This window comes from Nodularia sp. UHCC 0506, from assembly GCF_034931045.1.
Classification (GTDB): domain Bacteria; phylum Cyanobacteriota; class Cyanobacteriia; order Cyanobacteriales; family Nostocaceae; genus Nodularia.
The window spans coordinates 134694-148023 of record NZ_JAYGHH010000008.1 but is presented as its reverse complement, the minus strand read 5'-3'; the positions used below and the strand labels follow the sequence as shown (position 1 = coordinate 148023).

General features: G+C 39.0%; 13 protein-coding genes and 1 pseudogene. 7 read left to right on the top strand and 7 right to left on the bottom strand.

Features of this window, described 5'->3' with window-relative positions:
- The 4 genes from VB654_RS08160 to VB654_RS08145 form a co-directional block, all read left to right on the top strand.
- Positions 1-1507: CHAT domain-containing protein (locus VB654_RS08160; RefSeq protein WP_323213187.1), on the top strand; the 1507-nt coding region annotated here is incomplete at its 5' end.
- A gap of 3 nt (positions 1508-1510) precedes the next feature.
- Entirely contained in the window at positions 1511-1888 is a 378-nt protein-coding gene (locus VB654_RS08155) for a hypothetical protein (protein ID WP_323213186.1), read from the top strand.
- A complete protein-coding gene (locus tag VB654_RS08150; protein WP_323213185.1) occupies positions 1885-3291 on the top strand; it encodes a hypothetical protein in 1407 nt (468 codons plus the stop codon). Before VB654_RS08155 ends, VB654_RS08150 begins: the two co-directional genes overlap by 4 nt.
- Positions 3292-3309: 18 nt before the next feature.
- Entirely contained in the window at positions 3310-4074 is a 765-nt protein-coding gene (locus VB654_RS08145) for an ABC transporter ATP-binding protein (RefSeq protein WP_323213184.1), read from the top strand.
- A 52-nt stretch (positions 4075-4126) separates the two neighbouring features.
- Here the strand turns inward: VB654_RS08145 and VB654_RS08140 are convergent, their stop codons facing one another.
- The 3 genes and pseudogenes from VB654_RS08140 to queG form a co-directional block, all read right to left on the bottom strand.
- Entirely contained in the window at positions 4127-4657 is a 531-nt protein-coding gene (locus tag VB654_RS08140) for an orange carotenoid protein N-terminal domain-containing protein (protein WP_323213183.1), read from the bottom strand.
- A gap of 358 nt (positions 4658-5015) precedes the next feature.
- Positions 5016-5651: an HAD-IA family hydrolase gene (locus VB654_RS08135; protein WP_323213182.1), complete on the bottom strand. Its 636-nt coding sequence runs from the start codon at positions 5649-5651 to the stop codon at positions 5016-5018.
- Positions 5626-6601 (bottom strand): annotated as a pseudogene (gene queG / locus VB654_RS08130) (tRNA epoxyqueuosine(34) reductase QueG). The gene VB654_RS08135 and the pseudogene queG overlap by 26 nt, the downstream one beginning before the upstream one ends.
- Before the next feature lie 188 nt (positions 6602-6789).
- Here queG and VB654_RS08125 point away from each other — a divergent pair.
- Positions 6790-7314, top strand: coding sequence for an orange carotenoid protein N-terminal domain-containing protein (locus VB654_RS08125; RefSeq protein WP_323213181.1), 525 nt, complete (start codon positions 6790-6792; stop codon positions 7312-7314).
- 123 nt (positions 7315-7437) lie between these two features.
- Complete coding sequence (locus VB654_RS08120) at positions 7438-7887, top strand: nuclear transport factor 2 family protein (protein ID WP_323213180.1); 450 nt, start codon at positions 7438-7440, stop codon at positions 7885-7887.
- 23 nt (positions 7888-7910) lie between these two features.
- Here VB654_RS08120 and VB654_RS08115 read toward each other — a convergent pair whose 3' ends face one another.
- The 4 genes from VB654_RS08115 to VB654_RS08100 all read right to left on the bottom strand — a co-directional run bounded on the left by VB654_RS08115 (position 7911) and on the right by VB654_RS08100 (position 11894).
- Positions 7911-8351 (bottom strand): hypothetical protein, encoded by a 441-nt coding sequence (locus tag VB654_RS08115; protein ID WP_323213202.1) that lies wholly within the window; start codon positions 8349-8351, stop codon positions 7911-7913.
- A 550-nt stretch (positions 8352-8901) separates the two neighbouring features.
- The gene (locus VB654_RS08110) at positions 8902-9318 is read right to left on the bottom strand and encodes an anti-sigma regulatory factor (RefSeq protein ID WP_323213179.1); all 417 of its coding nucleotides are present in this window, start codon (positions 9316-9318) and stop codon (positions 8902-8904) included.
- A gap of 3 nt (positions 9319-9321) precedes the next feature.
- Positions 9322-10995, bottom strand: a complete 1674-nt coding sequence (locus VB654_RS08105) for a SpoIIE family protein phosphatase (RefSeq protein ID WP_323213177.1) — start codon at positions 10993-10995, stop codon at positions 9322-9324.
- Positions 10996-11177: 182 nt separating this feature from the next.
- A complete protein-coding gene (locus VB654_RS08100) occupies positions 11178-11894 on the bottom strand; it encodes a response regulator transcription factor (protein ID WP_323213176.1) in 717 nt (238 codons plus the stop codon).
- Positions 11895-12403: 509 nt separating this feature from the next.
- Here VB654_RS08100 and VB654_RS08095 point away from each other — a divergent pair.
- A complete protein-coding gene (locus VB654_RS08095) occupies positions 12404-13156 on the top strand; it encodes a WecB/TagA/CpsF family glycosyltransferase (protein WP_323213201.1) in 753 nt (250 codons plus the stop codon).
- The last annotated feature ends 174 nt before the right edge of the window (positions 13157-13330 follow it).

Here is a 13330-nt window from a genome sequence, read left to right as displayed (position 1 = left end):
GAAAAACGCAGAAACTTTGTTAAATCTTGGCATCTTATACCAAGATGAAAAACAATTTGATTTAGCTCATAATACCTTCGCCGATGCAATACTAACAGTAGAATCTATCCGGGGTGAAATTATTTCTGGGGATGAAAGCAAACGTAAACAAGCAGAAGAATGGAATCAGCTTTATCGACGCATGGTGGAAGTTTGCCTAGCATTGGGAAAAGACACTGAAGCAATAGAATATATCGAACGCAGCAAAACCCGCAATTTAGTAGAACTATTAACCAAAGCAGCATCAACAAGTCAAGCAAATTTACCATTAATTAGTAGTAGTATCAGCTTTCCAGAAATCCAAAATCTTTTAGATCACAACACTGCCATCATCCAGTGGTACATTTTTAATGATTGTTTTCGTGCTTTCATCATCACCCACCACAAGGATAAACCAGTCATTTGGCATTCTAAACCACAAGACTTAGATGCCCTTTTTGATTGGACAAAGGAATATTTGCTTGACTACTATAACCCACAAGACCAAGATAAAGTTCAATGGCAAAATCAGTTAGAAGAACGCTTACAAAAATTAGCTGATATTCTGCATATTGAAAAAATATTAGATATAGCCAAAATACCCAAAAACTACAAGTTAATCCTCATTCCCCATCGCTTCTTACACCTGTTCCCGCTCCATGCTTTACCTGTAGGAGAGTCATACTTATTTGATTTATTTAAAAACGGTGTCGGCTATGCGCCTAGTTGTCAAATATTACAACAATTACAAATACGTGAACGCTCTAACTTCCAATCTCTGTTTGCTATCCAAACTCCCACAGCCGACTTATATGAAAAAGATTTAGGAGCAGTTGCAACCATAAAAAAACAGTTTGCCAATGCCTATATTTTGAAGCAAGACAAAGCCCAAAAATCAGCAATTATTCACTTCGATAAAAATCCTGAAAACGTAACATTAAATGAAAAATTACTCAAAGCTAACTGTGTGTTTTTCTTTTGTCACGGGTACTTTAACTCTACTTCTCCCCTAGATTCTGGTTTACAGTTAGTTGATGGCAACCTGACCTTAGCAGATATCATTACTCACTTCAAACTAGAAAACTGTCGCCTAGTCACTCTTTCAGCTTGCGAAACCGGAGTTACAGATTTTACCAGCACCAGTGATGAATATATTGGCTTACCCAGTGGATTTCTCTTAGCTGGTAGCACTAATGTAGTGAGTAGCCTTTGGACTGTCAGTGCTACAGCTACAGCTTTATTGATGATTAAATTTTACGAAGAACTCCAGCAGCAAAGTAATATTGTATTAGCTTTAAATACAGCACAACGCTGGTTAAGGAATACAACAGTGCAAGACTTTCAAACTTGGGTGAGTCAATCTTCACTCAGTTTAGGTTGGCAGGCACAACTAAATCAATACTTTGAAAATCATGAAAATACCTTAACCAAACCATTTGAATCACCTTTTTATTGGGCTGCTTTTTGTACTATAGGTAAAGGATTTTAGCAAATGTCAGTTGTTGAAAATAGCATTTTAGCTTTTATTCAAGTGCTTCACTCTCAATCAAAATTGATTCCCACTCAAGACTGGAACGAATTACAGGAACTATGGAATCAGTTCCCAGAAGACGATGAGGAAATAACAGAAATAATAGAAAATTGGTTGCAAACAGAATCCCGTAGTCAACTTTTAGAAACTTACAAGCAAAACCTGAAATCATTGACTGCTGCATATCCAATTGATGCGGTTACTAACATAGGCATAGGTAATAGTAAATCAACGACTCCACCAGATCAACCTAGTCCATCATCAAAGGAATTATTAGAGAACGCAATTAAAAATAACTCTCCTTTATCTGACGAAAAACAATCTCAGCAAAAACCGTGAAGAATTTTAGCCTCAGTCTCTATGCTTTTCATCTCCGTCATACCCTAACTGAACTACCCGGTGAAGTTGTCGCAGATGCTAATCTCTTATGGGAAAATCTGGTGAAAGTGGGGGAAAATGAACTTCCTTTTATTGGGTTGAAAGATTTACGAGCAAAATTAATTTGCTATGAAAATAGTAAATATGAACCCAAACGAGAACAAGCAAGAAAAACAGAATGGTTAACTGATGTTGGAAGTTTAGATTTAGGTAGTCTCCCCACAACAGACGGCTTTAAAATCAATGCTAATCTTCAGCCTTTCTTGCTTAACGATACCTACGCAGTTGATATTACACTTTTTGCTGAATCAGCAAACATCTTGATAGAAATACCACAACTGCAACATTTTCAACCAAGTTGTCTACTACCGTCTAACATTCAAGCATCATTAGGACAAACATTATGGATTTATGGAGAAGTAGATTCCAGTGAAGATTGTAATGCACTAGCTGAAAAATTAGCAGTCGCCTTAGTTGCAGGTACAAATTTAAACCCTGTACAGATAAGTCAAAGCAAACTTTTTGGTAGTTTGTTATTTGAATATCAAGCACAAGACCATAATCAACCAAATAACCCGACTAAACAATGTCAAATTTTTATAACTATTAATAATAATAAATCTCCAACCATACAACTATCTGGAAAGGCTTATGAGTGGTTGCGAGATTTACTTTGCTCATACCATAAAATAGTATATATCTATCATCAAGCACGTCAAAGATATCGAGAAGCTAGAGCAATTTATAGCTATTTAGAAAAGACAATATCAGAGTTTAATAACCTGATAGATAAAAATAAAACCCAAATAGATAAATTGCCAGAACTACTTGTAGAAATTCCTCAAAAAAGCCTGGATTATACCAGATGTTTGCAAGATTTACAAATACATTTAACTGCAATTAACACAGATATTAAGAATTACGAAATTTGCTTAGATAAAATCAAAACTATTGGTGGCGGTAATATTCCTGAATTTTGGCAAGACTTCCTCAAAAAAGACTGTCGTAAATTTCAGGAACAAGTACAAACAGATATTAACTATCTGCTTCCAGGTAAAGAATTATTTGGGCAGATAGTTGATACTATTCGAGGTATTGTAGAAACACAACAGGCTGAGAGCGATCGCTCCTTAGAACGCACCATCCAAATATTAGGTATTGGCTTTGGTGGCGGTGCAATTATTTCTGCCATTATCACCCAATACATCAGCGAAATCAATATACCCCTAGCTGCAATATCTCCGAAAAATCCACCCCATCCTTTTTACGCATCCTTATTTTTAAGTATTCTGGTTACATTATTTTTTATCGGTCTTGGCTGGCTGATCACCAAACCCAGACACTATCCTAGAAATAAGAAGTAAACCAATAACTAAATTCTTATGGCAAACACTATCACAATTACTGATCCTCTCGTTCCTAATCCTGCACCGCAATCGGCAATTATTCGCCTAGAGAATATCTTTAAAATCTATGGGAGTGGTGAAACCGAAGTTAAAGCCCTCAACGATGTGAACTTAACGATCAATGAGGGTGAATATTGTGCAATTATGGGGCCTTCTGGTTCTGGTAAATCCACAGCCATGAATATTATCGGCTGTTTAGATCGCCCCACCACCGGACATTATTATTTAGATAACCTTGATGTCGCTCAAATGAACGATGCAGATTTGGCCAAAATCCGCAATAAAAAACTGGGGTTTGTCTTTCAACAATTTCACTTATTACCCCAACTCACAGCCTTAGAAAACGTCATGCTACCAATGATTTATGCCAGCGTCAACCCCAATGAAAGACGCGATCGCGCCACGGAAGCATTGACAAAAGTCGGTCTAGAAAAACGCCTGAATAATAAACCCACTCAATTATCTGGTGGACAACAACAACGGGTAGCGATCGCTCGTGCTATAGTTAACCGTCCCGTTGTCCTCCTCGCCGATGAACCCACAGGCGCACTTGATTCTCATACAACCCAGGAAGTATTGGATATTTTCACCGAATTAAATAACAGTGGAATCACCGTTGTTATGGTGACTCATGAATCAGAAGTAGCGCTTCAAACCCGACGCATTGTGTGGTTTCGTGATGGTGCAGTTGTCCACAGTAACTTGACACCAAAGGATTTGACTCAAGTGGCGACATATTAAACATTTGAACCCCGTCTACGTGGGTTTTGCTTATGTCGCCTCTCCCCTCTGGTTACAAACTAGGGGTTTTTCCTGTTTGTGCTTGTGTTTCAATTGGCTGAACATCGCTGTAGCCCATTTGACCCGCAATTGTGCGGAACACAGATATTTGTCCCTCAAAATCTAGCTTTTCAGTTTGGGAAACCAAATTCTTGATTGCATCAGTACGCTGATAATTATTTGGCATTCCCACTACTTGATCTCCCATTGCCACAGCCCAAGCATACCAAACTAATAGTTGATTATTTTCTTTAATCGCACCATAAGCACGGGAATAATCTGTTTTTTTACCCTCCACAATATCCCGCATGATTTGTAATTGTTGCTCTGGTGGCAAATTTAAATAATCTCCTAAAAGCATGGGTGAAAGTTGTGGTTCAGCCGCATCTGGAGCCGCAGGAGTAATAGATTTACCCATTTTTTCATAAACACAATAAAACCATGCTAGTTTAGCATCGGTATCTAAGGAATTAAATCCTTCAACTACTTTTAAAGTCTCATTGCTGAGTGCTTGAGAAACAGTTTTATTGGAAGTTTTAGTCACAATATATCTCCAGAATTTATTAATCCTATTAAGGATTACCAAACTTCTACAGCCAAAATCTACTTCCAAAAGTAAGAGTTATATTAAATAGTTTCAATCTATAGGAATCCTATACTTTTAGTAGATGTATAAGTCTGCCTTCTGATAGAAAGAAATTTGACCCTAGCCTTGGTAAAATTACTCCATCAATTGCAAAATTATCCAAGAATTATTTATGGCTGATCAAAGGAAGTTGGGGGTTTTATAACTAATATTGGTGCTTCAGTAGATATTATGCTAACTCTGCTTTAAAAAAGCCATAATTCTGACCATACACGGCACGCTATGCGAACAGCAAAACCTAACTTAAACAAACCCTTCAACACTGTTTAATAACTTCTAGTAATTCACTGGGATGATTAATCAGAAAATCTGGATTTTGTTTAGCTAAAGCTTCGGGAGAATTGAAACCCCAAGCCACCGCAATCACTTTGATATTAGCTTTTTTTGAAGCTTCTATATCCCTGGTTTCATCCCCGACATAAATGACTGCTTGCGTTTTGAGTTGTTTTTTTCTTAATACATTATTAATTATGGTGGTTTTACCAAAAATTGTCACTCCTGAATAAATAAATTCAAATAAATGCTCTAATTCGTTATTTTCAAGAAAAGCTGTGACGTTTTCTTGAGAATTAGACGTAATAATTCCTAATCTATAGCCTTCGTTTTGTAATTCTATTAAAGCTTCGTAAATTCCTGGTATTGGTTTGAATTCTTTAATTTTGTATTTTAATTCTCCTTTCACCTTTTTTAGTAGAGACGGAATTTTAAAAAAAGAGATGCCTAAGTATTTAATAATTTCCCTAGAGGTAAAATTTCTTAGTAGGGAAAGTTCCTCTGGAGTAATTTGTATATAACCAAACTCTATAGCTAAACGATTGGCAATAGTCACAAGAGCATCTACTGTATCCGCAATCGTGCCATCAAAATCAAAAATAATTACTTGCTGGGTCATTCGTTAAGTTTGGATGCGTCAAGATTAGCACGGGCATTTCGTCTTAACATTTCTGGCTTAATCCGCCGCAAGGCGGATGCGGGAAATCGTTTATCCCACTCCTCGATTGAGATGTTGGCTAATTCTATCAGATGAGGCGCAATATTAGCAGGATAAGGTTGAAAATCTGCTACATCCGTTGTCTGGGCAAAACGCTGATTCCACGGACAAACGTCTTGGCAAATGTCGCAACCTGCAACCCAACCTTGTAAATTGGATGAGATTTTCTCTGGTAGTGTTTCTGAGCGATTTTCGATGGTATGATAGGCGATACAGCGATTAGCATCGACGACAAATGGTTGGGTAATTGCACCTGTGGGACAAGCCTCTAGACAACGAGTACAGCTACCACAGTGTTCTGTATGTGGGCGATCGCTCTCTAATTCCAAATTTGTGATAATCTCTCCTAAAAATACCCAAGAACCATATTCTCTAGTAATTAGATTACCATTTTTAGCAATCCAACCAATCCCGGCTCGTTGCGCCCAAACTTTATCTTGTACTGGGCCAGTATCTGCATAATATTTCGCTTGAATACCAGCACCCAATGATTCTAGCCAGAACATCAGCGCCTTCAGCTTTTTATGCATTACTCTATGATAGTCCCTACCCCAGCCATAACGTGAAATTTTGGCATATTCTTCGCCTCCAGGACGTTCGTCTGGTGTGTAGTAATTGAGGGCGACAGATATAAGCGATCGCGCCTCTGGCATAATTAAGCTCATATCTTGACGCTTGGGGCTATTCATCCACTCCATATCGGCGTGATAACCCAGACTTATCCAGGCTTGTAACCTCTGCGCGTCTGTATTATCTACCCCATTGACAGCCGTAATCCCGACTTTGTGGAATCCCAACTCTCTGGCTTTTTCTTTAACTACATTGCTGTTAGTTACAGAATATTGTTCCATTTTTTTTATGTGAATTTAGCGGCAATTATTGGCAGCTTATTTATACATTATCCTTTGACAACCTTTGTTCAACATTGGCTAACCCACCTATATGTAATAATTATTTGAATTTTGTTAAGAAATAATGCAATATGTAAATTATGAGGTAGAGCAAACCTCCCACTAAATTAATCAACTGTTGTGAAATCATGACATTCACTTCTGATGCAGCTTCAACCCGCTTATCAAACGCCTTAAATTATGGTTCTCAGCCTGGTGATGCAGTTCAGTCCACCACTGCCGTCTTCCAAAGCCTCAGCCCGGATGACCAACTAGCAGTGCTATGGTATGCCTACACAGAAATGGGACGTTCCATTACACCAGCCGCTACAGGTGCAGCTCGTTTACAGTTAGCCCAAGGATTGCTAACTCAAATCAAACAGATGTCTTATGCAGAGCAGTTAAATGTGATGCGTGACTTAGCTACTCAGAAAAATACTCCAATTTCCCGTTCCTACGGTATCCTCAGCAATAACACAAAATTGGCTTTTTGGTACGAGTTATCAGAATTGATGGTAAAACACTTGGTTGTACCTATGCCAGTGGGCTATGAATTTTCTCGTGATGGTATGCAGGTACTGGAAGCTATCAAAGCATTAGATTTTGGTCAGCAAATCTCTGTGCTTCGTCAAGTAGTAGCTGATATGGGCGTTGACCCCTTTTCTGAGTGCTGAGTAGGAAAAGGCAGAGAGGCTGGGAAATATTCTCACTTTCGGCAATCTATTTCTAGAGCATCTTTTTTTGATTCTATATTTTGTCTTTTAATTAACCTCAGCTACTGTAATCAAGATAAATATATGACAGCTGCTGAATCTATACAGGTAACTCAGACCACCGTCACCGTTACAATCACAGAAGAATTCCAGATTGAGGGAATTGTGGAACCAACTATCCTGCGTTACTTTGAAACTCTCAACGCCGGAGAATTTCCCACAACTGCGGCACTATTTGCCGATGATGGTGTGATGCATCCGCCCTTTGAATCTGGTATTGTGGGACGAGATGCGATCGCTCTCTATTTACAACAAGAAGCTGAAAATATTCAAGCCTATCCGCGTCAAGGCATTGTCGAAACCCTGGAAAATGACCAAATCCAGTTTCAGGTAACAGGTAAGGCGCAAACTTCCTGGTGTGGTGTCAATGTTACCTGGTTCTTTGTCCTCAACCGAAAACGGCAAATTGTCAGCACTCAAATTAAACTTTTAGGTTCTCCCCAAGAGTTACTTGCTCTGCGTCGAGAAAATTAGCCTAAATTTAATTTGAATCTTGGTTATTTTTTGGTAACAGCCGTTTGCAGCAAAGAGCGCATTAACAGTTTCCGACCTAAATCAATATCTGATGGCGCACATTGCCATTCTGGATGTGCCGTCATTAATAAACTATCTAACGTTTCTTGATCAAATAGATGCCAAACCGGAGCATCATTAATTTCTTCTTCCACAGCATAGCAATTAGGACTGACACAGTAAATCGTGCAATTACTGGCAATTCTATTTACAGTCATTTGTTCCCCAGGCTGCAAAGAGCGAAATTGGCGGATAGCTTGCTTCAATTCACTCATTGAAGAAACTACTAATCCAGGTATAGCTATGGTAAAGTTTTTGTCTCCATTCACGGTAATCCAGTAATGACGACTGGGGTCGATACCCTGTAGCCAAGGTGATTCGTCATCAAGGCGATAGCGTGGCGACAAACAAAATAAAGCTTCCATAGATTTCGTCATAACAATTTTGGTTGATTTAGTGTAATTCTTTACACCCTTGGCTATCCTGGGGGTTGTAGAGCTATGCCATCAGCTTTTTTCTGGAGATATAAAATAAATCGCTGAGGCGGTTGCTATACATCCAGTATTTAATAATTACCAGTCATAAATCAACTTAAATTAGCAAAAATTATTATCTAATTTAACATTTATTCACAAATTGACCTCTATTCAATAAATAAATTTAGAGGCTTGTTACCCTGATAGCAGAGGGCAAAAATTGTATTTCTGCCTTCTGCCTTCTGCTTTCTGCCTTTCTTCGGTCAACTAGCGGCCGCACTCGGCACGATTCCAGCAACTCAGCAGTGAAGGGATAATTGCTATGGATGGATGATAAATTGAATTATGAGATCGCGCGAGTTACCGGAGCCAACCAAGACATATTATTGATGCTAATCATACCGGATAACCGGCAATTACCAGACTTTTTATGTAAGCTGAAACAATACTGAAAAAGTCTAGCAATCGTCAATTTGAGCATTTAAAATTGTTAATTAGTTCATTCTGGTAAAGTAGCTTCTAATTTGAGACAATTTGCACCATTAACTTGTAACTGATATTCAACATTATCCATCAGACGATTCATAATCAGCCATCCATAACCACCTTCTTGTTTATCTGTAGGATTAGGCGGAAAGTAAGTAGACATATCAAATCCTTCGCCATAGTCCCAGATTTCTATAGCAATATTTCTATTTTTAAGTTCCAAACGCACTAGAATCGGTAAGCTAGGTTGCTCTTTGTGGGCATGACGGACTACATTTGAATATGCTTCCACCAATGCCAGCCGCAAACGACTTGATTGCCTTGACCAATCCACTGATTCTTTGAGATGGATTTTTAAGCATCCTAGTAACCAACTTTCGACGATGTTTAAATAATTCAGGTCACTTGGTACATGAAGCTCACTTTTCATTACCTAAAAAACCTCCAATGAAAGTATAGTTTGATCATCTTCTTGAACATGATTATCTGCCTGAATACGAGTAATTAAATTGTTAAGAGATAGCGGTTGAGGTTCTCTTTGTAGGATTTGCCAAAGTCCTTCTTGGTTGAGCATAGAACGCCTGATTAATTGTCCACTATCTTCCGTTTCCTCAGAATTTAAAAATTGATTTGATACCATCGCTTCTGTAATCCCATCACTAGCTAACAGTAAGGAATCTCCTGAAGCCAGAACTAAGTGACCTGACTCTGCCTGCCATTGGGGCAAGATACCTAAAGGAATACCACGCACTTTGAGATAATTAGGGTTAACAGCTAAAGAGTTTTGATGTGACCACAGCAGGGGATAGATGTGACCGGCGTTAGCATAAACTAGTTCATTGGTTGTAGGAGTGTAACGAGCTAAGACAAGGGTAATAAAGCAATTGTTGCGAATCAAATCATCACATAGAGCATTGTTGAGATTATGTAGTATTACATTTGGTTTGGCTGGCGTTTCTTGAGCTAATTCCCGGCGTAATACCGAAATAGCACTAGCCATGAATAAGGCAGCTGGAACGCCCTTACCGGAAACATCACCTACGGCCAACCATAAATCGCCACTGGGATGGACAAACACTTCAAAAAAATCCCCTCCCACTTCACGAGCAGGGTAACAACAGGCTTGCACCTTCCCACCTTTGATATCAGGTAGAGTTTGGCGGAGCAGATTGTTTTGGATTTGGCGAGCAACTTCCAATTCCGTCTTCAGTTGTGCTTGCTTTTCTTGGAGGCGTTGGTAGAGTTTTGCTTGAGAGAGAGCTAACGCGGCTTGTTCAGCGACACCTACTATTAGTTGAATTTCTTCGTTTTGCCAAAGTTGCTTATCTCCCCACTGGCAGATAGCAAGGATAGCTAGCAAATGCTGCTGATAAGAAAGGGGTACAACCATCTGCTGACGTTGTTTGCCTTTATAGGTATCTTGAGTAAGTTGATACTCACAGGTTTGAAGAACTTTTTCAATTAATAGATTGGGGTCATAATCACAATTAGCTAAACTGGAATTAGAATCTTGATAAAAAAATTCGTCTTCTGTCAATCTGTCTCTTTCTACTGGTCTGAGTAAACAAAAAGTAGTTGCAAATGTCTTGCCAATAGTGACAACAATTTTTTGCAGCATACTGTCATAATTCAGGGATTCCCGAATTGCCGTTGTCACCGCATTAAATAAAGATTCTCGGCGCAAAGCCCGACTTAACTCACGGGTACGCTTTTTGACTAGTCCATATATATCAGTGGCTTGCTCAACTAATTCTTTGAGTTGTTCAGGACTCCAGGGTTTAGTGATGTACTTAAATACTTGACCAGAGTTAATTGCCGCTACCAAATCTGCAACATCAGTAAAGCCAGTCAGTAAAATCCGAACGGTATCGGGAAATCGCTCCACTGTAAGACTTAGAAATTCAGTACCGTTCATTTCCGGCATTCTTTGATCCGAAATGATTACAGCCATTTCGCCTTCTTGGTCGAGAATTTGTAGCGCACTCAGGGCATCATGAGCTTTATATACTTGGAAATCTCGCCTAAAAGTACGATAGAGTAAGTCTAAGTTATCCGGCTCATCGTCTACTACCATGAGCTTTAATTTTTCTATTTCTGTTAGAGTCATATTTGACTTTAAATTTTGGGATACTTAAATGGCGAGATTTTGCAATTTTTATCCCACCTGTTACCTAATAGATTAAAAAGTAGTCTCTAAAGAGAAGTTACCCACTTTGATACTGATAAAATCACAGAAAGTTTAAAACTTCGGTGAAGTTGATTTCATGGTGTTTACACTCAAATTGAACTTTATCCCACCAATCCAGAACGCAAGGCACGTACTGCTGCTTGAGTACGGTCATCTGCACATAGCTTATTCAAAATATTTCTAACGTGTGTTTTTACAGTTCCAACGGTAATAAAGAGTCGTTCAGCAATGAGTGCATTGCTACAACCTTCAACGATTAACTGTAACACTTCTAACTCCCTTTCAGTCAGGGTATAAACGTTAATATTTTCTTCTTCCTCAGAATCTGAAGTTGGGGAAATATCTTGATGATCCGTGGAAACAGTTTGTCGTAAGGAGGAATTTTCCTGTGCTTGTTGTAACACAATCCGCGCGATCGCTGGATCAATCCAAGCATTACCATCATAAGTAACTCGCACGGCTTCGAGTAAATTATCAAACTTGATATCTTTCATACAGTACGAGTCAGCCCCAGCCGCAAAAGCTGCCAGCACAGCTTCTTTATTATCCTGGAGCGTTAAAATTAGCACCTTGATGGCTGAATCATCTCCATTAGTGAGAGCTTTTAATTCTCTTGTCAGTTCAATACCATCCTTGTCTGGTAAACCAATATCGACAATGGCAATATCTGGTTGTACCGTTTTTAACATTTTCAGCCCTGCCACTGCATTGGCAGCTTCTCCGACAACTTCAATTTCTTCCCTTTGTAGTAAAGCTGTCCGAATACCTACACGGGTGAGGTCATGATCTTCAATCAGAGCAATACGAATTTTACTCATAGTCAAATTCCGCACGTTACATTACTTTAACTTTAAAGTGGAGTTTACGAATCTCTTCGCTCTGGAAGCCCATAAATGTGATTTATGGGAAATACATTCCTCAAAAGTCCCATATAGATGTAGTTTCAATATATTTGGACAGTGCCTAACCTCAATTAGTTTCATGTTGCTTTCTATTTTTGCAGGTGTATGGACTAGTAAGATGAGTTAAATCCAGCTAAAATCGATACTTTTGGTGTGAATTACCATAAAATTTCCTAAATTTGCCGTTCGGAATCTATTTGCAACTACTTATGTAGTATCAAGCTGTTTTGTTACATACTGTTGCAATTACCAAATTTATTAACTTTCGATGTAGCCTATTAAGTTATTGAGTAAGTAATTGTTCTATTTTCTCTGCCTAATGAAACAAATTCTTGATTGCTAAATTTTAGACGGACAGCCCCTGAAAAAATTTGATAAACTTACGTTCGGGAGAATCTGGTATGAGTCTAATTAAAGATTGGGCTATGTTTAAATCGCCTCAAGTGTTTTCGGTACTGGGAATACCAGTTCATGTCATGAGTAACTATCCAGGCTGGTTGCTGGAATGCCTGCAACACAGCAAAGGGACTCATGTAGTTACGCTAAATGCAGAAATGACTATACAGGCAGAACGGAATCAAACTCTTGCTCAAGTGATTCAAAATGCCGAGCTAGTAATTCCAGATGGTGCGGGTGTAGTTCTGTATTTACGGTGGCTTTTCTGGCAAAAAGTGCAGCGTTGTCCGGGAATTGAGTTAGCAGAAACCCTGTTACAAGAACTGGGACAACAGCAGTCAGATGCAAAAATTTTTTTCTATGGTGGAACACCTGGAGTAGTTGCAAAAGCTGCGGAATTTTGGCAGCAGCAAATTCCCAACTTGAATTTAGTCGGTACTAATTCGGGCTACCATACCCCAGAAGAAGAAGCACAATTAAAACAAACACTCAGTCAAATACAGCCACAAGTCATTTTTGTGGGTTTGGGAGTACCACGTCAAGAGTTATGGATTGCCCAAAACCGTCATTTATGCCCTCAAGCGATTTGGATTGGCGTTGGTGGTAGTTTTGATATTTGGTCAGGGAACAAAACTCGCGCTCCTGATTGGTTAGGAAATAACAATTTAGAATGGCTATATCGGCTTTATCAAGAACCTTGGCGTTGGCGACGGATGTTGGCTTTACCGGAATTTGCTGTAAAAGCTTTTATTTATCGTTTGACTGCCAGGGGTGCAATATAGTGCTGAGTGCTGAGTCTTGAGTGCTGAGTGCTGAGTGCTGAATGCTGAATGCTGAATGCTGAGTCCTGAGTGCTGAGTTTTGAGTGCTGAGTTGTGAGTGCTGAGAGGCGAGAAATTGCGTCTTTACAAAAAATCAGGGTGTGATTACTTAGTTAGGGCTGGCTGAAGAAATCT

Coding starts and splice junctions, on each gene's coding strand:
- VB654_RS08155 (WP_323213186.1), top strand. CDS start 1,511: ATGTCAGTTGTTGAAAATAGCATTTTAGCTTTTATTCAAGTGCTTCAC.
- VB654_RS08145 (WP_323213184.1), top strand. CDS start 3,310: ATGGCAAACACTATCACAATTACTGATCCTCTCGTTCCTAATCCTGCA.
- VB654_RS08135 (WP_323213182.1), bottom strand. CDS start 5,651: ATGACCCAGCAAGTAATTATTTTTGATTTTGATGGCACGATTGCGGAT.
- VB654_RS08125 (WP_323213181.1), top strand. CDS start 6,790: ATGACATTCACTTCTGATGCAGCTTCAACCCGCTTATCAAACGCCTTA.
- VB654_RS08120 (WP_323213180.1), top strand. CDS start 7,438: ATGACAGCTGCTGAATCTATACAGGTAACTCAGACCACCGTCACCGTT.
- VB654_RS08115 (WP_323213202.1), bottom strand. CDS start 8,351: ATGGAAGCTTTATTTTGTTTGTCGCCACGCTATCGCCTTGATGACGAA.
- VB654_RS08110 (WP_323213179.1), bottom strand. CDS start 9,318: ATGAAAAGTGAGCTTCATGTACCAAGTGACCTGAATTATTTAAACATC.
- VB654_RS08105 (WP_323213177.1), bottom strand. CDS start 10,995: ATGACTCTAACAGAAATAGAAAAATTAAAGCTCATGGTAGTAGACGAT.
- VB654_RS08100 (WP_323213176.1), bottom strand. CDS start 11,894: ATGAGTAAAATTCGTATTGCTCTGATTGAAGATCATGACCTCACCCGT.
- VB654_RS08095 (WP_323213201.1), top strand. CDS start 12,404: ATGTTTAAATCGCCTCAAGTGTTTTCGGTACTGGGAATACCAGTTCAT.